Source organism: Streptomyces sp. NRRL S-646 (assembly GCF_000720765.1).
Classification (GTDB): domain Bacteria; phylum Actinomycetota; class Actinomycetes; order Streptomycetales; family Streptomycetaceae; genus Streptomyces.
Window position 1 is genome coordinate 103,185 of the sequence record NZ_JODC01000010.1, and the last position, 19,732, is coordinate 122,916.

A 19,732-nucleotide genomic window follows, 5' to 3' on the forward strand; every position below is an offset into this window, starting at 1 on the left:
AACGGACCTCCCCGCCCCAATGCACGCATTGCATTCCGGTGGCATTCCGTGGAGAAAACGAAGGGACCGTGAATTCGAACGCGCACGGCATTTCCCTGCCGGCCCTTGCCGTTTCTTACCGGTCGGTGCGCAACTCGACGCAGCAGATTCCCGGTTGGGGAGTCAGCACGGCAGTCGTCTCGGGGTGGCCGGACGCGGTGAGACAGCCGCGCAGGAAGGCCTGGTTCATGCCGCAGATCAGATCCGGTGCCTGGGCGGCCACCGGATGGAAGGGACAGTTGTGCAGCACCGTGCGGCCGGCTCCCTCCTCGGCGGGCTCGAACCCGAGCGATTCCAGGGTGGCCATGATGTCGCCGGCGCGGGCCTCGGCGCCCACTGCCTCGCCCCTTGCCTCGGCCACGCGCAAAGCCGCCTCCTGCGCGTTCTCCCCCTGCTTCTGTGCCGTCAGGGCCTCGGTCAGGAGCGAGGCCAGCAGGTCGTGGCGGCGCGGGGGGAGGCTCAGGGAGAGCGTGTGCGGGGTGGGCTCGTACACCTTCGGCGCGCGGCCGACCCGGCGCGGGCCGTGGCCGCCGTGCCGGGACTGCAGCAGACCCGAAGCGACCAGCTTGTCGAGGTGGAAGGCCGCGAGCTTGCGGGAGATCCCGACCGCCGCCGAGGCCTCCTCCCGGGTCACCGGCCGCCGGGCCCGCCGTACGAAGTCCAGCAGCCGGCGCCGCGACTCGTCGCCGAGGACGGCGAGCGCGGCAATGGGGTCGGAGCCGGAGGTCACGGGCTCACGGTAACTCCGATTCGGGGTACTCGGCGTTCGCGGTTGACCTCCGGGCAAATAAGACCAACACTTATTGGTGAAATGCCTCTCAGGCGAGGTGGCCCATGACGGTCGACAGTGAGCTACGTCAGGCGAAGCAGCCGGTCAGCGGTGCGCTGGCGGGACCGTACGGGCATCCGTTCCATCCGATCCTGGTCACCGTTCCGATCGGGGCCTGGGTGTGCAGTCTGGTCTTCGACATCGCCTCCAAGATCGTCGACCGGCCGGGCTTCCTGACCCATGGTTCGGCCTGGCTGATCGCGATCGGTGTGCTCGGCGCCCTGGCTGCGGCCAGCGTCGGCTTCCTCGACCTGTTCGCCATCCCCACCGGGACACCGGCCTTTCGTACGGCGCTGGTGCACATGGCCCTGAATCTCGCCGTGACCGCCGCATACGCGGCCGGTTTCGCCTGGCGTCAGGGCGACGGCTACGCGGGAGGGCAGAGCGTCGGCAACGGGCAGCTGACACTCTCCGCCGTCGCCCTGGCCACCCTCGGCGTCTCCGGATATCTGGGCGGCAAGCTCGCCTACCGCTACGGCGTCCGCGTGGCCGCCGAATCCGTGCAGGCGGAGGGCTACCGCAGTACCCGTACGACGCCCTGACCAGAACCACCGGGCCTGAGCCACCGGAGCCGGACATGGACATCGCCGCTCTCGTCGCCTGGATCGTCACCGCCCTCGGCGGATTCGTCCTCCTCGTCCGCTGGATCTCCGGCGGGGGTCTGCGCCAGCAGCAGACCCGGACCACCGGCTTCCCGGCGCCGCTCGTCTTCGGCCACTTCCTGCTGGCGGCCGCCGGACTGGTGGTGTGGATCGTCTATCTCGCCGCCGACAAGGACGCCCTGGCCTGGACGTCCTTCGGCGTGCTCGTCGCCGTCGCCCTGCTGGGCTTCACTCTGCTCGCCCGCTGGATCCCCGTGTACCGCGCGGCCCCCGCCGGGAGCGAGGCGATGACACCCGCCGAACGGCACCTGCCCGTGCCGGTCGTCGCCGGCCACGGCCTGCTCGGCGCCACCACCCTCGTGCTGGTGCTGCTGGCGTCCATCGGAGTCGGCAGCTGACCTCTCACGCCCCGATCCGCCTCCCGGAAGACCTCTCACACCGCCCGTCCGACCCCTGTGCGCCCGGCGTAACCCCTGATGACCGGCCCTGGAGACACCCGTGTAATGGGCATTTCGTACCGTCACGGAAGCTCCACCCGTACGGGACGATCATGAGAGGCAGGGGGTGCCCGTGGCCGCGCCGGACTCGCGGAACGCCGACACGAGGAAGGTGCGGACGGTCTGCTCGTACTGCGGGGTGGGCTGCGGCATCGTGCTGGACGTCGGGTTCGGACCGGACGGACGCCGTACGGTCCTGAAGGCGTCCGGCGACAAGGAGCACCCCGCGAACTTCGGCCGCCTGTGCACCAAGGGCGCGACCACCGCCGACCTGCTCGCCGCTCCCGGCCGGCTGACCACGGCCCTCGTCCGGCACGAGCGGGGCGAGGAGCCGGTGCCGGACGCCGTCCGAGCGGCCGTCAGCGAGACGGCCCGGCGCCTGCGCGCCATCGTCGACGAGCACGGGCCGGACGCGATCGCCTTCTACGTCTCCGGGCAGATGAGCCTGGAGGCGCAGTACCTGGCGAACAAACTGGCCAAGGGGTTCGTCAGGACGAACCAGATCGAGTCGAACTCCCGGCTGTGCATGGCCAGCGCGGGCACGGGTTACAAGCTGTCGCTCGGCGCCGACGGACCGCCCGGCTCGTACCAGGACCTCGACCGGGCCGACCTCTTCCTCGTCATCGGCTCCAACATGGCCGACTGCCATCCGATCCTCTTCCTGCGCATGATGGAACGGGTGAAATCGGCCGGCGCCAAGCTCGTCGTCGTCGACCCGCGCCGCACCGCCACCGCCGAGAAGGCCGACCTGTTCCTGCAGATCAAGCCGGGAACCGACCTCGCCCTGCTGAACGGGCTGCTGCACCTCCTGTACGAGAACGGCCACACGGACCCCGAGTTCATCGCCCGGTACACCGACGGCTGGGAGGAGATGCCCGCCTTCCTCGCCGACTACCCGCCGGCCGCCGTCGCCGAGATCACCGGCATCCACGAGGACGACATCCGGGAGGCCGCCCGGCTGATCGGCGAGGCGGGGGAGTGGACCAGCTGCTGGACCATGGGCCTCAACCAGTCCACGCACGGCACCTGGAACACCAACGCCCTGGTCAACCTGCATCTGGCGACGGGCGCGATCTGCCGTCCGGGCAGCGGCCCGTTCTCCCTCACCGGCCAGCCGAACGCCATGGGCGGCCGCGAAATGGGCTACATGGGCCCCGGCCTCCCCGGCCAGCGGTCCGTGCTCGTCGACGAGGAGCGGGCGTTCGTAGAGGAGCTCTGGGGACTGGAACCCGGCAGCATCCGCGCCGACGGGGTCGGCAAGGGCACCGTCGAGATGTTCCAGAAGATGGCCGACGGCGAGATCAAGGCCTGCTGGATCATCTGCACCAACCCGGTCGCCTCCGTCGGCAACCGCAAGACGGTCATCGAGGGCCTGGAGGCCGCCGAGTTCGTCGTCACCCAGGACGTCTTCGCCGACACCGAGACCAACGCCTACGCCGACATCGTCCTGCCCGCCGCCCTGTGGACCGAGACCGAGGGCGTCCTCATCAACAGCGAGCGCAACCTCACCCTCGCCCGGCCCGCCGCGGACCCGCCCGGCGAGGCCACGGCGGACTGGCGGATCATCGCGTCCGTGGCACGGGAGATGGGGTACGAGCAGGGGTTCTCGTACGGCGGCGCCGAGGAGATCTTCGAGGAGATCAAGCAGGCCTGGAACCCGAAGACCGGCTGGGACCTGCGCGGGGTGACGTACGAGCGGCTGCGGGAGACGCCCGTGCAGTGGCCCGCCGCGAGCGGCGCCGGACCCGACCGCAACCCCGTCCGCTACGTCGGCGAGGACGGCTCCCTCACCTTCCCCACCGCGAGCGGCCGTGCCGCCTTCTTCGCCCGCCCGCACCTTCCGGCCGCCGAGATGCCCGACGACGACTACCCGTTCGTACTGAACACCGGGCGGCTGCAGCACCAGTGGCACACGCTGACCAAGACGGCGAAGGTGCCCAAGCTGAACAAGCTCAACCCCGGACCGTTCGTGGAGCTCCACCCGCAGGACGCGGCTCAACTGGACGTCACCGACGGCGACTCGGTGGAGGTCGCCTCACGGCGCGGACGGGCCGTGCTGCCCGCGGTCGTCACCGACCGGGTACGGCCCGGGAGCTGCTTCGCGCCGTTCCACTGGAACGATCTGTTCGGGGAGTATCTGAGCGTCAACGCCGTGACGAGCGACGCCGTCGACCCGCTGTCCTTCCAGCCGGAGCTGAAGGTCTGCGCGGTGTCGCTGACCAAGGTGTCGACCCCTGTGACGGTGCGAACGCCGGGCGTGGAAGCGGCAGTCGAGGTCGCATCGGTTGCGGCTCCCGCTTCCGATCCCTTCGGGCTCGCGCCCGCTCCGCCGCCCGTGCTCACCGCGCAGGAACGGCAGTACCTCGTCGGGTTCCTCGCCGGCATCCCGTCCGGCGCCCCGGGCGTTCCGGTGCTGCCGCCCTCCGCGCCCTTCAGCCCCGAGCACGCCCTGTGGGTCAACGGGGTGCTGGCCGGCATGTACTCGAGGGCCGCCGACACGGCCGTACCGACCACGTCATCACCCGGCCGTGAGGTCGTGATCCTCTGGGCCTCGCAGACAGGCAACGCCGAGGAGTTCGCCGCCGCCGTCGCCGAGCGGGTCAAGTCCGACGGGCACGCCGCCTCGCTGCTGGGCATGGACGAGGCCGACCCCGCCGCGCTGCCGTCCGGCGCCGACCTGCTCCTGGTCACCAGCACCTTCGGCGACGGCGACGCGCCCGACAACGGCAGCGGGTTCTGGGAGACCCTCGCGGCGTCCGACACCCTGCGCATGGACGGGCGGCGCTATGCGGTGCTCGCCTTCGGCGACTCCTCCTACGACGACTTCTGCGGCCACGGCCGCCGCCTCGACCAGCGCCTCGACGAGCTCGGCGGACTGCGCCTCGCCCCGCGCACGGACTGCGAACCCGACTACGAGGACGCGGCCCACGCCTGGCTCGACCAGGTACTCACGGCCCTGTCCGGTACGCCGGAACGGCCTGCACCGGCTCCGCCGCCCCCCTCTGCTCCCCGTACGAAGAAACCCGCCCCCGTCACCGCCCGCCTCACCGGCAACCGTCTCCTGAGCCTCCCCGGCGCCGGCAAGGAGGTCCGCCGTTTCACCTTCGACACCCGGGACAGCGAGACCCCGCTGCTCTACGAGGCGGGCGACGCGCTCGGCGTCCGTCCGCTCAACTCCCGTGAACTGGTGGGCGAGTGGCTGACCGTCACCGGCCTGGACGCGGAGGCGGCGGTCGAGGTGAAGGGCGCCGGCGAGGTCCCCCTCGGCGAGGCCCTGCTGCGGCACCTCGACATCACCCGCATCAGCCCCGACCTGCTCCGCTTCGTCGCCGAACGGGCGCGCGACCCGAGGGAGTTGAAGAAGCTGCTGCGCCCCGACAACAAGGGCGAGCTGGCGAAGTGGTCCTGGGGCCGGCAGGCCGTGGACGTGGTCACCGAGCACCGGGTCAGGGCCGACGCCCAGGAGTGGGCCGACACGCTGGGCCGACTGCAGCCACGCCTGTACTCCATATCGTCCAGCCCGCTGACCGACCCCCACCTGGTCTCGCTGACCGTCTCCGTGGTCCGCTACGAGAACCTGCACGGCCGCCCCCGCCAGGGCGTCTGCTCCCCCTTTCTGGCCGACGCCGAGCAGGACACCCCGGTACCGGTCCACGTCCAGCGCTCCGCACACTTCCGCCCGCCCGCCGACCCGGCCACCCCGATGGTCATGGTCGGCCCCGGCACCGGCGTCGCCCCCTTCATCGGCTTCCTGGAACAGCGCCGAGCCCTCGGCCACCGAGGCCCGGGCTGGCTGTTCTTCGGCGAGCAGCACCGGGCCACCGACTTCTACTACGAGGAGGAGCTCACCGCCTTCCTCGCCGACGGCACCCTGGCCCGCCTGGACACCGCCTTCTCCCGCGACCAGCGCGCCAAGGTCTACGTCCAGGACCGGATGCGCGAACACGGCCCGCTGCTGTGGTCCTGGCTCCAGGACGGCGCGCACTTCTACGTCTGCGGCGACGCCTCCCGCATGGCCAAGGACGTCGACCAGGCCCTGCGCGACATCGCGGTGGTGCACGGCGGCCTGGACGAGGCGGGCGCGGCGGCGTACGTCAAGCAGCTCGCGAGCGAGAAGCGCTACGTCAGGGACGTGTACTGACCTGCGGACTACGCTGGATCCATGCGTGAACTGGCGGGTACGGCACGACAGCGGGCGGCGCAGGGCCGTGCGGCGGTCCTTGCGCGTCCGCTCAGCGAGCGGGGCTTCGGGCCGCGGCATCCGGCCGACGCGATCCTCGTCGACGAGGACGGGCACTGCCACGGCCGGCTCTACCGGGGCGCCTTCGACCGGCAGCTCGCCGCCGAGGCCGCCTCGCTTCCGCCCGGTCACACCGCCCGCGTGGTCGCGGTGGCGGTGCACGAGGACGGCGTGAAGGAGGCCGGGCTGACCTGCGGGGGCCAGGCCGAGATCCTGCTCCAGCCCCTGGCCGCCGTTCCGGCCCGCTGGTGGGAGCTGCTCGGACGGGGTGCCGACGCGGCGCTGGTGACCTGGCTGGACGAGCGGCGTACGCATGCCGTCAGCACCGTCGTCACCCTGGACGGCAGGGCCGACGGCCCGGACGTGCCGCCCCAGGCCGCCGCCAGCGCCCGCGACCTGCTCGCCCGCCACCACGCCGGCCGCGAGGTGCACGCGACCGAGGCCGGACTCTGCCTCGTCGAGACCTGCCCCGCCGTCCCCCACCTCGTCATCGTCGGCGGTGGCGAACTCGCCGAACTCCTGGTCGCCCAGGCCGGGTTGCTCGGCTGGCAGGCCACGGTGACGTCGGTCGCCCGGGATGCGGGCGCCCTGTGTGCCGAGCGTCCGGCCGCCGCCTGTCTGATCATGCTCAGTCACGAGCCGGACGTGGACGTCCCGACCCTTCATGCCGCGCTGACCTCGGGCATCCCGTACGTGGGTGCGCTGGGTTCGCGTCACACGCAGGAGCGTCGGGCCGCCGGGCTCGTCGAGGCGGGCCTGGACGAGGAGCACCTCGGGCGTATCCATGGTCCGATCGGTCTGGACATCGGTGCGCGTACGCCGGCGGAGACCGCCATGGCCATCTGCGCGGAGGTGCTGGCCGCGCTTGTGCGGTGAGGCCGTGGGGGGGCCGCGGTGCGTTTTTGTCTGCTGCGCCGTCGTGGCTGGTCGCGCCCACGCGGCGGAGCCGCATATGAATACAGCCCCGCGCCCCTATGGGGCGCGGGGGAGGGACCGGCAGCGGCCCCTCCCCAGGGGTGTCAGCCCTTGCCGAGGAGCTTGTTCATCTCAGTGATCTCGGCGGTCTGGCCGGTGATGATGGCGTCGGCCATGGAGGTGGCGGGGGCGTAGGCGCCCTTTGCCTTCTCCGTGCCGGCCATCTGCACGGCACCCTTGTGGTGTTCGATCATCATGGTCAGGAACATGGTGTCGAACTCCGCGCCGGTCGCCTTCTCCAGCATGGCCATGTCCTTGCTGTCCATCATTCCGGCCATGCCCGAGTGGGCCGAGTGGTCCATGCCGGGCATCGCCGAGGGCACGGACTGACCCCAGGACTTCAGCCAGCCGCTCATGGTGCGGATCTCCGGGTCCTGGGCCTTCTCGATGCGCGTGGCGAGATCCTTGACCTTGGCGGACGAGGCCCGGCCGGCGGCCAGCTTCGCCATTTCCAGGGCCTGCTGGTGGTGCGGGATCATGCCCTGCGCGAAGGACACGTCCTGCGCGTTGTGAGCGGCGGCGCTCGGCGAAGGCGAGGACGAGGACGAGCCGGAGGTGTGGCTGTCGTGGCCGCCGCTCCCGCTGTCGCTGTTGCCGCCGCAGGCGGCGAGGACGAGCCCGGCGGTGACGGTCGCGGCCACCAGGGCGGTGCGACGGGCCAGGGATGTACGGGTGTTGCGCATGGTGGAACTCCTGCGTTGCTGCGTGAAAGGGATCCGGACGTGCCGAGGCGCACCGCGTCGCCGGTGGTGCGTGGGCGCGGTGCAGGGTGGTGTCTAGATCCGCAGGAGCTGTAGTTCCGCCAGGGAGGGCGGCGCGCGTGCACTGTCCGGGGCCGTGCCCGCGTACGGGCAGGGGGCGTCGGAGAGTGCGGGTACGGCCACCGGGTCGGCGACGAGCGCGGGCAGCGTGGGTCCGCCGCTCAGGGCGCCGGACGCACAGGTCTGGTCGGCGTGATGGGCATGGCCGCCACCGCAGTCGTCGCCCGCACAGCCGCCGTGCACGGCGACCGCCGCCGTCATGTGCGGTGCGGCGGAGTGCTCGACGACGGCACCACCGGGCGCCAGGCCGTGCATGGCGAGCAGCCCGGCCAGTAGTCCGAGCACGATCAGCACCCGCCACCGCACAGAATGCGGCGGCGCATCGCGATGCTGTGCACGGGCTGTCACGGCGCCCATGGTACGCAGACCGCCGTGGGCCCCGGCCCTCACCCCTGTTCCGCGCTCCAGGCGATGCGCGGTGGCACCACCCGTGCGCACAGCGGGTTTCCGCCGGCGTCGGTCAGCCGCAGGCGCCCCACCAGCAGTCCCTCGCGCACGGCGGTGTCGAGCACGTCGGCCGGCACGGCGTCCAGCATCAGCTTGGCGCGCCGGAACATGCCGAAGGCACCCGAGTCGTCGACCGTCCCCCAGGACAGATAGACGAACCGCCCGCCCGGACGCCCTTGAACATACGGCCCCTTGACGTCCGTACCTGTGACCGTGCACTCCAGCGTCCAACTCGCGGTCACGGCGTCGCCGGGCTGCGGATCGAGAAGCTCGCCCGGCCGGTCCCGGCGCTGCACGGCCACATGGATGTCCGTGTACGACGGCATGCCGCCGTCGGGCCCACACGCACGACCCGGCAGATCGACGCCGTCGATACGGATGCGCAGTTGGGCCGTCACCCCGTCACCGCCTTTGCTCGGCACTTCTTCGAGGGTCTCCAGTCTGCACCTGTGCGCTTGGGGATCCGCCGGGCGGAGCCTTGCCGGCGCATGGCAGGATCGGGCGCCATGAGGGCGTCTCCTTCGGTACGCGTGCTGCGCGCTGCGGTGTTCGCCGCGCTGTGCGTGCTGCTCGCCGCCGGAGGACACGCGCTGTCGACCGGGACGGCGCCGCCCGTGTGGGTGCAGGCCGTGGGGTTCGTACCGGTCTTCGGGGCCGGGTGTCTGCTGGGCGCCCGGGAGCGCTCGCTGGCCGCGATCGGCGCGGGCACGCTCATGGCTCAGGGCGGGCTGCACCTCGCCTTCGACGCTGTACGCCCGCACCCCATGATGCTCATGCGTGGCATGTACGGCATGCACGACATGGGCGCCATGCACATGGGCCACTCCCACGCCCTGACCCCGCACGCCACCGCCGCCCATGTCGGCGCGGCCATGGTGCTGACCTGGTGGCTGCGGCGCGGTGAGGTCGCGCTGTGGTCGCTGCTGCGCCGGGCCGCCACGCTCGTACCGGGCCTCGCGGCCTGGTGGCGCGTGCGTGGCGGGGCCAAGACCCTGCCTGCCGCGCCGAACGCCGTACACCTGGGGGCGGAGAGCCCGCGGCCGCTGCGAGGGCTGCTGCTGCGGCACACGGTGCAGCGGCGCGGTCCGCCGCCGGGGATGTCGTACGCGATCTGACCTCGACATCCCTTCCTCAGTACGGAGATCGGCTCACCCATGTCCACTGCACGCACCGCCCTGCGCCGTGTCGGCACCGTCACCGCTCTGACCGCCGGCGGGCTCCTGGCCGCCGCGGGAATGGCCTCCGCGCACGTCACCGTCCACCCCGAGAGCTATGCGAAGGGCGCCACGGACGGCGTCCTCACCTTCCGCGTCCCCAACGAGGAGGACACCGCGAGCACCACCAAAGTGCAGGTGTACCTGCCCACCGACCACCCCGTCCTCGGCGTGCTCGTCTCGCCGCCGCAGAACGGCTGGACGGCGAAGGTCACGAACACCAAGCTGAAGACGCCCGTCAAGACGGACGACGGCACCATCACCGACGCCGTCTCCGAGATCACCTGGACGGGCGGAAGGATCGGGGCCGGGCAGTACCAGGACTTCAACGTCGCCTTCGGTCAACTGCCCGACGACACCGACCAGTTGACCTTCAAGACCCTGCAGACGTACTCCGACGGGAAGACCGTCCGCTGGATCGACGTGGCCCAGTCCGGCGCGGACGAGCCGGAGAACCCGGCACCGGTCCTCAAGCTGACCGCCAAGGGTGCCGAGGAGGGCAGCGCCTCGGCCTCGTCGTCGGCGGCGCCCAAGAGCGCCGGCAGCTCCGCGTCGAGCGCGCCCGGCAGCGACTCCACGGCCCGCGGACTCGGTGTCGCCGGGCTGGTCGTGGGCGTACTGGGCCTGGCGGCAGCGGCGTTCGCAATCGTCCGCAACCGCTCCGCCAAGGCCTCCTGACCGCGGCGGCCCTCACCGCCGCAGCCCGCGGGTCAGCCCCGCCACGACGGCTGCCGCGCTCAGCCCGACCCCGGCCAGGGCGAGGGACTGGGCGCGGCGTCCCGGCGGGGACGGCCGTACGTCCGCGCCGACGCCGTACGCGCTGCCGTGCGCACCGTCGGGCAGCGCCGAGGCCAGCAGTTCCGCGAGATGCACCGCCTCATGGCCGCCGCTGTCGAACTCGTGGACCTGGGTGCGGCAGCTGAAGCCGTCGGCCAGCAGGACTGTCGCCGGGTCCGTCTCGCGCAGCCGGGGCAGCAGCACGCGTTCCGCGCATGCCTCGCTGACGTCCAGGTGGCCGCGTTCGAAGCCGAAGTTGCCGGCCAGCCCGCAGCAGCCGGACTCCAGTTGTTCGGCGTCGACGCCGGCCCGCTTCAGCAGTTCCTGGTCGGCGTCCCAGCCGAGCACCGCATGCTGGTGGCAGTGCACCTGCGCCAGCGCCCGGGCCGAGCGGTCCGGCACCTGCGGGGGCTGGTAGCCGGGGGAGTGCTCGGTGAGCAGTTCGGCGAGCGTCACTGTCCGGTCGCGGAGCCTGCGCACGTCACGGTCGCCCGGGAAGAGCTCGCTCATGTCCGAACGGAACACGGTGGTGCAGCTCGGCTCCAGGCCGACCACCAGCCCGCCCGCCCGGACATGCCCGGCGAGATGACGCACGGTGCGGCTCAACACCCGTTCGGCGACGGCGAGTTGACCGGTGGAGATCCATGTCAGCCCGCAGCACAGCGGCTCCCGGGGCAGCTCGACCCGCCACCCCGCGCGCTCCAGCACCTCCACGGCCGCCTGCCCGACATGCGGGTGGAAGAAGTTGGTGAACGTGTCCGGCCACAGCAGGACACTCCCGCGGGACCCGTCGCCGTACGGCTCACGGCGGCCGGCGAACCACTGCTGCAGCGTCCGCCCCGCGAACAGCGGCACCTCCCGGTTCTCGACCCCGGCCACCGCCACGGCCGCCCGGGACAGCGGCGGGGTGTGGGTGAGCGCGTTGACGAGCGGTCCGAGCCGGGCCCGCCCGACGGCCTGGGCGACGGCCGGCAGCCAGCCCATGGACAGGTCGGAGCGGGGCCTGCGCCAGGGCCGGCCCGCGTAGTGGTGGGACAGGAACTCCGCCTTGTACGTGGCCATGTCCACATCGGCGGGGCAGTCCTTCTTGCACCCCTTGCAGGCCAGACAGAGGTCGAGCGCGTCCCGCACCGCCTCGGACCGCCAGCCGTCCCGGATCGCGCTGTCGCCGTGCCCGTCGAGCATCTCGAACAGCAGTCGCGCCCGCCCCCGCGTGGAGTGCTCCTCCTCCCGCGTCACCTGGTAGGAGGGGCACATCACCGAGCCGCCCTTGTTGGTCAGCTGCCGGCACTTGCCCACGCCGACGCACCGGTTGGCGGCCTCGGCGAAGGACCCGCCGTCGTCCGGGAAGCGGAAGTGCAGGTCACGGGGTGCGTACGGGGCCCAGTCGCCGCCCAGGCGCAGGTTCTCGTCCAGCCGGTACGGCGCCACGACCTTCCCGGGGTTCATCCGGTCGAGCGGGTCGAAGAGCGCCTTCAGCCGCCCGAAGGCCTCGACCAGCTCCTCGCCGAACATCCGCGGCAGCAGCTCACCGCGGCTCTGCCCGTCCCCGTGCTCCCCGGAGAAGGACCCGCCGAACTCGGCGACCAGATCCGCCGCCCGTTCCATGAACCGCCGGTAGGCCGCCACCCCGTCGGCCGAGTACAGGTCGAAGGGGATACGGGTGTGCACACAGCCCTGCCCGAAGTGGCCGTAGAGACTGGGCCCGGTGTCGCTGAGATACCCGAACTCGTCGTAGAGGCGGCGCAGTCGGCGCAGATAGTCGCCCAGCCGCTCCGGTGCCACCGCCGAGTCCTCCCAGCCCTCGAAGGTGTCGGGCTTGCCCGGGATGTGCGCGGTGGCGCCGAGGCCGGACTCGCGCACCTGCCACAGCTCCTCCTCGTGGGCGGGGTCGTCGAGGAAGGCGACCTCGGCGTCGTGCTCGGACTCGTGCAGGCCGTCGAGCATCCGGTGTGCCCGCTCGTCGGACTCCTGGAGGGTGTCCCCGCCGAACTGCACCATCAAGAAGGCGTTGCCTTCGGGCATCTGGGCGCGGGCCTTCGGATTGAGGTGCTTGATCCGCTCGTCCTTGATGAGCCGCGCGTCGACGCCCTCCAGCGCCATCGGCTCGTACGGCAGGATCGCCGGGACGGCGTCGGCGGCCACGGCGATCTCCGGGAACCCGAGCACGACCAGCGTCCGTTCCTTGACCACGGGCACCAGCTCCAGCTCTGCCCGCAGGACGGTGACCAGCGTCGACTCGCTGCCGACCAGCAGCCCCGCAACATCGAAGCCGTGCTCGGGCAGCAAGGAGTCCAGGTTGTAGCCGGAGACCCGGCGCGGGATGTCCGGGTAGCGGCGGCGGATCTCTTCGCCGTACCGGTCCCGCAGGGCGCGCAACTGCCGGTAGAGAGTGGCCCGCAGGTCCCCGTGCCGCTCGATCCCGGCGTACTCCTCGTCGCTCGTCTCCCCGCACCAGAAGCGGGTGCCGTCGTGGAGCAGCACCTCCAGACGGGCGATGTTGTCCACGACCTTGCCGGTCGCCTGGGCGGTGGCGCCGCAGGAGTTGTTGCCGATCATGCCGCCGATGGTGCAGTTCATATGAGTGGCGGGCTCGGGGCCGTAACGCAGGCCGGTCGGCGCGAGCTGCCGGTTCAGTTCGTCGAGGACGATGCCCGGCTGAACGATGCAGGTGCGGGCGTCCGGGTCCACGGACTCGAGGCGGTGGCAGTACTTCGACCAGTCGATCACCACGCCCGCGTTGGTGCACTGCCCGGCCAGGCTGGTCCCGCCGCCGCGCGACAGCACGGGCGCGTCGTGCTCGCGGGCGACGGCCACCGCCTCCGCGGCCGCCTCCGGGGTGCGGGGCACGACGACGCCGATCGGGGTCTGCCGGAAGTTGGAGGCGTCGGTGGAGTACGCGGCCCGGCTCCCGGCATCGAAGCGGACTTCGCCGTCGACCCGGTCACGCAGCGCGGCCTCCAGCCCCGCCGTGTCGACCGGCGGCGCGGCTCCGCTGCGGACGACGGGTTCGGGCAGGTCCAGTGCGCCCATGGAGCCCTCCTGCGATCGCCTGCGCGGGACCGCCGAGTACCCAGGAGCGTGCGGGTCACCCCGCGCGCTACGGCTCCTCGGACTCCTTGGCGAGCGCCGCCTCCTTGGCGAGTTCGGCCGCCTTGGCCAGCTCGGGCAGCAGACCGCACATCGCCTCGTGCTGGTCCGGGCCCATGACGTGGGTCAGGGCCCGGGTGACCGTCGAGGCCAGGGCGCCGGAGGCCTCCTCCAGGACGCGGCGGGCCTTGTCGGTGAGGGCCACCTCGATGCCCCGCTTGTCGCCGCAGACCGACTTGCGGGTGACAAGACCGGCGTGCTGGAGACAGGCGATCTGGTAGGTGAGCCGGGTTTTGGGACGGCCGAGGAGTTCCGCGATCCGCGTCATGCGCAGACCCGTCCGGGGCTGCTCGGCGAGCAGGCACAGGATCAGGAACTCGTCGTGCGAGACGTCGAGGCGCTCCTTCACGACCGACCGCAGTTCCTGCTCCACAGCACCCACTGCCCCCAGCATCACCATCCAGGCCCGCAGCTCCCTGGGCAGCAGTCCGCCACCCTGCGCGGAGGGGCATTCGGGCAGGTCGGTGGGGTGCTCCTCGGGGTCGGCCATGGTGTCGAGTCTACCCGTTGTTCAAATTTGGACCGAAGGGTTGTCCAGATTTGGATAATGGTCTACGGTCGTAGTCATCCAAATTTGAATCACTTGATTCCCCCGGATCCGGCTCACCGCTCACTGGAGAAGATCATGACCGTCGCCGTCGAAACCGGTGTCTGGCAGCTCGACGCCGCCGCTTCCACCGTCGCCCTGCGCCACAAGACGATGTGGGGCCTCGTCACCGTCAAGGGCGCCTTCGCCGCCGTCGGCGGACAGGGCGAGGTGCAGCCCGACGGTTCCGCCACCGGCACCCTGACCCTGGACGCCGCCACCCTCGACACCAAGAACAAGAAGCGGGACGAGCACCTGCGCTCGGCCGACTTCTTCGACACCGCGAACCACCCCGAGATCACCTTCGCCGTCCGCAGTGCGAAGGCGGGCGCCGGCGACACCGTCGAGGTCTCCGGTCAGCTGACCGTGCGCGGCATCAGCCGTCCGCAGACCCTCACCGCCCGCCTGGCCGGCGCGGACGCCGACGCGCTCACGCTGGACACCGAGTTCACCGTGGACCGCGCCGAGTTCGGCCTGGGCTGGAACCAGCTGGGCATGATCCGCGGCCTGACCACGGTCGCCGCCACGCTCCGCTTCGTGCGTACGGCGGCCTGACGCCCGTCAGCCGGACCGGTCGGCCCGCCCGCCGGTCCCGCCCACCCGCAGGTGGAGGTCCATGCTGGACAGCGTCTGCGGTGTGGGTGTGAAGACCCGTAGCCGAAGCCTGGCGTGCGGCCCCGGCAGGGGGAACTTCCCCTGTACCGGCGGCCGGATCACATAGCCGGCCGTGGCGTGGGCGGGCAGGGTGGCCGGTCCCTTGAGGATCGTCCAGTACTGGTTCAGGCCCTGGCCGACGCTGAGCATGAAGTGCGGTTCCAGTGCGCTGTCGTCCGTGTTGGTGACCCGCAGGGTCAGCCGGGTGAGGACGTTCGCGTCCGCCGCCGTCCGGCGCACGGAGGCGATCTCCATCCTGAGCGGCGGCTTCCCGGTGACCGCCACGACGGCGCTCACCAGCGCCGGGGCGACCAGTAGCGCGGCCGTCGCGACCAGCGCCGGACGCCGGTACCGGCCGGTCAGCAGACGTGGGCGCGGCTGCCAGGCCCGCGCGAACTCGGACGGGGGCGCGGTGATGGCGGTCGCCAGCCACAGCGGCGTCATCATCAGGTAGTAGCCGTCCTGGGAGCGGGTCGCCACAAAGAACGCGCACCAGGGCAGGACGGTCGCCGCCGGACCCAGCCGGCGCATGAACAGGATCAGCAGCCCGAGCAGGGCCGCGGCCAGCAGCATGCTCGCGTGCCCGTACCAGTCGACCCGGTCGCTGCCGTTCGTGTAGTACAGGGAGACGCCCACGAGGCCCTGCCCGTGCAGCGTCGCCCCCTGGATCAGCGGCAGCGCGATGCCACTGATCCAGGTGCCCGGCTCGCTCACGATGAAATACGTGTTGATCAGCAGCCACACGGTCGCGGCGACCCCGGCGATCCGCGCCACCACCAGCGCCGCGGCCCGCCCGCCCAGCTCACCGCGGCGCACCGCGTAGATCCCGGCCAGCAGGAACGGCGCCAGGAACCAGGGCAGTTGCTGTGTGGCGCACGCGGCACCCAGACAGGCGGCCCGCGCCACACCCGCCGCCCCGAGCCGCCCGCCCTGCCCGATCCGCGGCCAGCGCACCACCACGGGGATCAGCAGGGCCAGCGCGGTGATCGCCGGGTAGCCCTCACGGCCGTACGTCGGCAGAAACCCGAAGCCGAGGCACGCCATGGTCGCCGCCGACCGCCACTGCACCGGCAGCATCCGCCACAGCACCACCGTGCCGACGATCAGCGCGCCCGTGCTCACCGCCGTCGCCGGGGCACCGCCGTGGCCGATCCACAGCAGGGGCGCGGTGAGCAGCGGGGCGAGCGGGGGATAGCCGTAGGTGAAGTCGTAGCCGCCGTCGAAGGTCGTGGTGAGGGCGATGCCCTTCTGGAAGAGCCAGGGCCACGCATGACCGTAGACCTGGTGACCCGCGACCAGCTCCTTCGCGGCCTGAGTGGTCAGCACCGCCTCGTCCGAGCCGCCGTGGTTCATGGCCCACGCGCACAGGGCGAGGACCACGGCGGTGACCAGCACGGCCGCGTCGAGCCGCGCGAGCGACCGGGCCCGGCCCACGACGAGCGCCAGCACCCCGCACACCAGGATCGAGGCGTAGCAAACGGAGATGACTGCGGCCACCGGTGGCCGGTGACTGGCCGCCTGGGCCCAGATCGTGCGTGTGCCGATGAACAGGCTGATGTTCGCCAGGAGCGTCAGGACGCGGTGCCATTGCGCGGGAGGTTCCGGTACGGCGGACACCGCCGACTGCGTCCGCCGGCCGGGTGTCACCAGCTGTGTTTCTGCCAAGTGCACGTCAGGAGACGCTAGTCGCGCCCGGTGAGCAGGGCATGGCCGGAGGTGAAGAGTCCGGTGTGAGGCGGGTAAGAAGCCCCGTTCGGGAAGGAACCGGTCCATACCTGACCGCTGCTCGTCGCCGCCGGAACGGTTGTGACGGTCGCGGACCGTGTCGCAGTTGGGCCGAACGGGTGACGTGGCGTAAGAATTGGCCGGTGCAGGCAATCAGTGCGAGTCAGTTCGGGGGGAGCCGGTGAACAGCCACGACGTCACCGATGAACAGTGGGAAGGGCTCGCCCAGGTCGTGCCGCTGCGGGGACGCGACGCCTGGCCGTCCGCGGTGGACCACCGCGCGCACCCGGAAGCCCTGACGGAGGCCCGTCGCCGTTTCGTGGTCCTCAGGGTCAACGTCTTCGCCGACGCCCGCGAGGTCGCCGAGACCCTGATGGCCGGCGTCCCCGTCCTGCTCGACCTGAGCGGTGCGGAGAACGAAGTGGCCAAGCGTGTGCTCGACTTCAGCACCGGAGTCGTCTTCGGCCTCGGGAGCGGCATGCACCGCGTCGACCGCAACGTCTTCCTGCTGGCCCCGGCGGACACCGAGGTCACCGACCTGGTGGAGAGCGCCGGAGTGTCCGGCTCCTGACCCTGGTCCCCCGATCGTAGGAAGCTCCCGACGCCGTAACGGTTCGCCTTCCGGGCCGGGCCCTACGGTCCGGACATGACCGTGTCATCCGTGCCGCCCGAGGCGAACCCCGCTACGCCGTTCCCGATCCGTACCGTCGCGGACCGCCCGCGCCCGGAACGGCCCTGTGTCACCGAACTGCGGCTGTCCGCCTTCGCCGGGCACCGGCGGGCCGGGTTCGCGCTGGGGCCGGTCACCCTCTTCGCCGGGGGCAGCGGCTGCGGGAAGACGAGCGCGCTGCGGGCGTACGAGGCGCTGGCCCGGCTCGGTGGGGGCGCCGAGGTCGGGGAGGTGTTTCCCGACGCGGCCGACTGCGTGCCGCAGCGGGCGCGGCCCGATGCGCAGCGGCGGCGCGGATTCCGTATCGGCTGTACGGCCGACGGGCCCGAGGGACCGGTCCGGCTCGACGTCGCCGTGCAGGCCGAGCCCGAACTGCGCATCGTGGGCGAGCGGTTGACCGCGGGCGGGTTGGTGCTCCTGGAGACCGCCCTGCGCGACCCCTCCCGCCGCACCGTGCAGGCCGCCTGGCACACCGCGGGTTCGGCACCGGTGACGCGGGCGCCGCTGCCCGACGACCGGCTCGGCACCGCACTGCTGCCGCTGCGCGTGGCCGGCAAGACCCACGGACAGCGCCGCGTGCTCGCCGCCGCCGAACAGATGGTGGTCGCCCTGCGGTCCGTCTTCGCCTGCGATCCGCGCCCCGGCCGGATGCGGGCCCCCGCCCCGCTCGGCTCCGGACTGCTTCTCGGCGACTGCGACAACCTCGCCGACGTCCTGTGGCGCACCCGCGCCGAGTGCGCACGACGGCACGCCCAGCTCGTCGACGCGGTGCGCGCCGGATGTGCGGGGCCGGTGGCCGACGTGCTCGCCGAGCCGCTGGGCGACGGGACCGTCCAGGCCCTGCTCGACCGCGGCGACGGTTTCCGGACAGCTCTGCGGCGCCTGGGCGACGGCGAGTTGCGATATCTCGCCCTCGCGCTGGTCCTGCTGACCGGGCCGGGCGTCCTGGAGGTGGACACCGCAGGGGAGGTGCCCGCGGCCATGCAGACCCTCACCGTCCTCGCCGACGGCTTCGACCGCTCACTCGACCCACGGCAGCGACGGGAACTGCTGCGGCTGGCCCTGCGGACGGCCGACCGCGGCCACATCCGCGTCGTGGCCGCGGTCAGCGACGCCTCGTGGGCCGCCGGGGTGGACGGACCGGAGCCCGTCACGGTGGTACACCTGGAGCCGTGACCGATCATCTCGACGTGGCAAAACTGCAGCGCAGGCTGGCCGATTTCGCCGCCGCCCGCAACTGGCGGCCGTACCACACCCCCAAGAACCTCGTCGCCGCGCTCAGCGTGGAGGCCTCCGAACTGGTCGAGATCTTCCAGTGGTTGACGCCGGAGGAGTCGGCCCGGGTCATGGACGACCCGGACACCGCGCACCGCGTGACGGACGAAGTCGCGGACGTGCTCGCCTACTTGCTGCAGCTGTGCGACGTACTGGACATCGACCCGCTCGCGGCGCTGGACGCGAAGATCGACCGCAACGAGCGGAGGTTCCCGGCGCCGTAGCCGGGCACGGCAGCCGCCGGGAGTGGTTCAGTCCACTTTCACTCTCCGGAGTCAAAAACCAGCCTGAAATCGATTTGTTGTCCACAGATTTCGGTCTTCCTCTGGCTTTTCGTCCCGCACACCCTCACTCTGGGTAGTTGACAACGGAGTTCGGGCGGACGCGCGGGCAGCGCGTCCAGACAGACGGGGGCAGCGGCATGGACGCTGTGCGGCTCATCGTGACGAGCAGACGTGCCCTTGCAGGGAGCGGCGACGCTCCGGAGACCATGACCGAGGTGTGGCAGGCGCAGGCCCTGGCGCAGGCGATAGGCAGCCGCCTCGCGGTCTCCGGCCCGCCCGAACTGCGCGGCGAGGCACTGGGGTTGACGGAGCTGGCGGGCCGCGGCTGCGGCGTCCTCGACACCCCGCACCTCGCCACCGAGGACCTGCGCGCGGCCCAGCTCACCGACCTGGGCGACGCCCGCCAGGCCCTTCTCTGTCTCGGCGGCCTCCTGGGCGAGGTGGGCATCGCCCTGGTGGGACTCGCCTGCGCCGCGGACGACGAGAGCACCTACTGGCAGTGCATGGAGGCCATCGACGCGGCGGACGAGTCCAGGGACCGGGTGCGGGAGATGCTGCGCAGACTCGCGGACCGGGAGGAGGTGTTACCCGAGAGGGAGGCAGGTTAGAGCCGGGGTCTCAGCCCGCCTCGCTCTCCTCCACGCCCCGCCCCGCAGACTGCAGATCCGCGTCCAGGGCCGACAGGTCCGCGTTCAGCGCCGCCATCAGCTCCTCCATCTGCTGCAGCAAGCCCTTCGGCTGGCCGGGGCCCCCGCCCTGCTGCGGCACGGACTCTTCGGACATGACGGCCTCCTCGGCCCCGGGCCCCCTCGGGGAGGCCGCACGGGTGACACCCCGGCGACGACCGCCGGCGCGGGCGCCGGGCGGTCCGGCTCCGCACGAGCCAACGATCACCACCAGAACGGGTCACTGGCGCGGGTGGGTACCCGCCCGCCGATGACGGATTT

Annotated in this window: 19 protein-coding genes; 11 read left to right on the forward strand and 8 right to left on the reverse strand. The window is 71.9% G+C overall.

The window, feature by feature from the left end; genetic code table 11:
* Positions 1–115: 115 nt before the first annotated feature.
* Positions 116–769, reverse strand: coding sequence for a helix-turn-helix transcriptional regulator (locus IH68_RS0126365; protein WP_030939645.1), 654 nt, complete (start codon positions 767–769; stop codon positions 116–118).
* A gap of 104 nt (positions 770–873) precedes the next feature.
* Between IH68_RS0126365 and IH68_RS0126370 the strand changes: the two genes are divergently transcribed.
* The 4 genes from IH68_RS0126370 (at position 874) to IH68_RS0126385 (ending at position 7,083) form a co-directional block, all read left to right on the forward strand.
* Positions 874–1,410 (forward strand): DUF2231 domain-containing protein, encoded by a 537-nt coding sequence (locus IH68_RS0126370; RefSeq protein ID WP_030939647.1) that lies wholly within the window; start codon positions 874–876, stop codon positions 1,408–1,410.
* A 35-nt stretch (positions 1,411–1,445) separates the two neighbouring features.
* The gene (locus tag IH68_RS0126375) at positions 1,446–1,868 is read left to right on the forward strand and encodes a hypothetical protein (protein ID WP_030939649.1); all 423 of its coding nucleotides are present in this window, start codon (positions 1,446–1,448) and stop codon (positions 1,866–1,868) included.
* 172 nt (positions 1,869–2,040) lie between these two features.
* The gene (locus tag IH68_RS0126380) at positions 2,041–6,108 is read left to right on the forward strand and encodes a molybdopterin-dependent oxidoreductase (RefSeq protein WP_030939651.1); all 4,068 of its coding nucleotides are present in this window, start codon (positions 2,041–2,043) and stop codon (positions 6,106–6,108) included.
* 21 nt (positions 6,109–6,129) lie between these two features.
* Positions 6,130–7,083, forward strand: a complete 954-nt coding sequence (locus tag IH68_RS0126385) for an XdhC family protein (protein ID WP_030939653.1) — start codon at positions 6,130–6,132, stop codon at positions 7,081–7,083.
* A gap of 143 nt (positions 7,084–7,226) precedes the next feature.
* On the opposite strand, the gene IH68_RS0126390 is transcribed toward IH68_RS0126385, so the two are convergent.
* From IH68_RS0126390 to IH68_RS0126400, 3 genes are all read right to left on the reverse strand, one after another.
* Positions 7,227–7,865 (reverse strand): DUF305 domain-containing protein, encoded by a 639-nt coding sequence (locus IH68_RS0126390; RefSeq protein WP_030939656.1) that lies wholly within the window; start codon positions 7,863–7,865, stop codon positions 7,227–7,229.
* Positions 7,866–7,958: 93 nt separating this feature from the next.
* Positions 7,959–8,351, reverse strand: a complete 393-nt coding sequence (locus tag IH68_RS0126395) for a DUF6153 family protein (RefSeq protein ID WP_030939658.1) — start codon at positions 8,349–8,351, stop codon at positions 7,959–7,961.
* 38 nt (positions 8,352–8,389) lie between these two features.
* On the reverse strand, positions 8,390–8,848 hold the full coding sequence (locus IH68_RS0126400) for a DUF5990 family protein (RefSeq protein WP_030939660.1): 459 nt from the start codon (positions 8,846–8,848) through the stop codon (positions 8,390–8,392).
* Between the two features lie 108 nt (positions 8,849–8,956).
* Here IH68_RS0126400 and IH68_RS0126405 point away from each other — a divergent pair, with 108 nt between their 5' ends.
* On the forward strand, positions 8,957–9,565 hold the full coding sequence (locus IH68_RS0126405) for a hypothetical protein (protein ID WP_030939663.1): 609 nt from the start codon (positions 8,957–8,959) through the stop codon (positions 9,563–9,565).
* A 39-nt stretch (positions 9,566–9,604) separates the two neighbouring features.
* Positions 9,605–10,342, forward strand: a complete 738-nt coding sequence (locus IH68_RS0126410) for a YcnI family protein (protein WP_030939665.1) — start codon at positions 9,605–9,607, stop codon at positions 10,340–10,342.
* Between the two features lie 12 nt (positions 10,343–10,354).
* Here the strand turns inward: IH68_RS0126410 and IH68_RS0126415 are convergent, their stop codons facing one another.
* Positions 10,355–13,474, reverse strand: a complete 3,120-nt coding sequence (locus IH68_RS0126415) for an FAD-binding and (Fe-S)-binding domain-containing protein (RefSeq protein ID WP_030939668.1) — start codon at positions 13,472–13,474, stop codon at positions 10,355–10,357.
* A 67-nt stretch (positions 13,475–13,541) separates the two neighbouring features.
* Positions 13,542–14,081 carry a MarR family winged helix-turn-helix transcriptional regulator gene (locus IH68_RS0126420; protein WP_051833744.1) on the reverse strand — a complete coding sequence of 180 codons (540 nt, stop codon included), beginning with the start codon at positions 14,079–14,081 and terminating at the stop codon, positions 13,542–13,544.
* 135 nt (positions 14,082–14,216) lie between these two features.
* Here IH68_RS0126420 and IH68_RS0126425 point away from each other — a divergent pair, with 135 nt between their 5' ends.
* Positions 14,217–14,732 carry a YceI family protein gene (locus tag IH68_RS0126425; protein ID WP_030939676.1) on the forward strand — a complete coding sequence of 172 codons (516 nt, stop codon included), beginning with the start codon at positions 14,217–14,219 and terminating at the stop codon, positions 14,730–14,732.
* A gap of 6 nt (positions 14,733–14,738) precedes the next feature.
* Here IH68_RS0126425 and IH68_RS0126430 read toward each other — a convergent pair whose 3' ends face one another.
* On the reverse strand, positions 14,739–16,502 hold the full coding sequence (locus IH68_RS0126430) for a hypothetical protein (protein WP_420719009.1): 1,764 nt from the start codon (positions 16,500–16,502) through the stop codon (positions 14,739–14,741).
* 235 nt (positions 16,503–16,737) lie between these two features.
* Between IH68_RS0126430 and IH68_RS0126435 the strand changes: the two genes are divergently transcribed.
* The 4 genes from IH68_RS0126435 to IH68_RS0126450 all read left to right on the forward strand — a co-directional run bounded on the left by IH68_RS0126435 (position 16,738) and on the right by IH68_RS0126450 (position 19,393).
* Positions 16,738–17,127, forward strand: a complete 390-nt coding sequence (locus tag IH68_RS0126435; RefSeq protein ID WP_030939678.1) for a cell division protein SepF — start codon at positions 16,738–16,740, stop codon at positions 17,125–17,127.
* A 75-nt stretch (positions 17,128–17,202) separates the two neighbouring features.
* Entirely contained in the window at positions 17,203–18,402 is a 1,200-nt protein-coding gene (locus IH68_RS0126440) for an AAA family ATPase (RefSeq protein ID WP_030939681.1), read from the forward strand.
* The gene (locus IH68_RS0126445) at positions 18,399–18,725 is read left to right on the forward strand and encodes a nucleotide pyrophosphohydrolase (RefSeq protein WP_030939683.1); all 327 of its coding nucleotides are present in this window, start codon (positions 18,399–18,401) and stop codon (positions 18,723–18,725) included. The genes IH68_RS0126440 and IH68_RS0126445 overlap by 4 nt, the downstream gene beginning before the upstream one ends.
* 197 nt (positions 18,726–18,922) lie before the next feature.
* Positions 18,923–19,393 (forward strand): DUF6099 family protein, encoded by a 471-nt coding sequence (locus IH68_RS0126450; protein ID WP_030939686.1) that lies wholly within the window; start codon positions 18,923–18,925, stop codon positions 19,391–19,393.
* Positions 19,394–19,403: 10 nt separating this feature from the next.
* Here the strand turns inward: IH68_RS0126450 and IH68_RS57280 are convergent, their stop codons facing one another.
* Positions 19,404–19,568 (reverse strand): hypothetical protein, encoded by a 165-nt coding sequence (locus IH68_RS57280; RefSeq protein WP_199931929.1) that lies wholly within the window; start codon positions 19,566–19,568, stop codon positions 19,404–19,406.
* Between the last annotated feature and the right edge of the window lie 164 nt (positions 19,569–19,732).

Coding starts and splice junctions, on each gene's coding strand:
- IH68_RS0126370 (WP_030939647.1), top strand. CDS start 874: ATGACGGTCGACAGTGAGCTACGTCAGGCGAAGCAGCCGGTCAGCGGT.
- IH68_RS0126375 (WP_030939649.1), top strand. CDS start 1,446: ATGGACATCGCCGCTCTCGTCGCCTGGATCGTCACCGCCCTCGGCGGA.
- IH68_RS0126385 (WP_030939653.1), top strand. CDS start 6,130: ATGCGTGAACTGGCGGGTACGGCACGACAGCGGGCGGCGCAGGGCCGT.
- IH68_RS0126390 (WP_030939656.1), bottom strand. CDS start 7,865: ATGCGCAACACCCGTACATCCCTGGCCCGTCGCACCGCCCTGGTGGCC.
- IH68_RS0126405 (WP_030939663.1), top strand. CDS start 8,957: ATGAGGGCGTCTCCTTCGGTACGCGTGCTGCGCGCTGCGGTGTTCGCC.
- IH68_RS0126410 (WP_030939665.1), top strand. CDS start 9,605: ATGTCCACTGCACGCACCGCCCTGCGCCGTGTCGGCACCGTCACCGCT.
- IH68_RS0126415 (WP_030939668.1), bottom strand. CDS start 13,474: ATGGGCGCACTGGACCTGCCCGAACCCGTCGTCCGCAGCGGAGCCGCG.
- IH68_RS0126420 (WP_051833744.1), bottom strand. CDS start 14,081: ATGGCCGACCCCGAGGAGCACCCCACCGACCTGCCCGAATGCCCCTCC.
- IH68_RS0126425 (WP_030939676.1), top strand. CDS start 14,217: ATGACCGTCGCCGTCGAAACCGGTGTCTGGCAGCTCGACGCCGCCGCT.
- IH68_RS0126440 (WP_030939681.1), top strand. CDS start 17,203: ATGACCGTGTCATCCGTGCCGCCCGAGGCGAACCCCGCTACGCCGTTC.
- IH68_RS0126450 (WP_030939686.1), top strand. CDS start 18,923: ATGGACGCTGTGCGGCTCATCGTGACGAGCAGACGTGCCCTTGCAGGG.
- IH68_RS57280 (WP_199931929.1), bottom strand. CDS start 19,568: ATGTCCGAAGAGTCCGTGCCGCAGCAGGGCGGGGGCCCCGGCCAGCCG.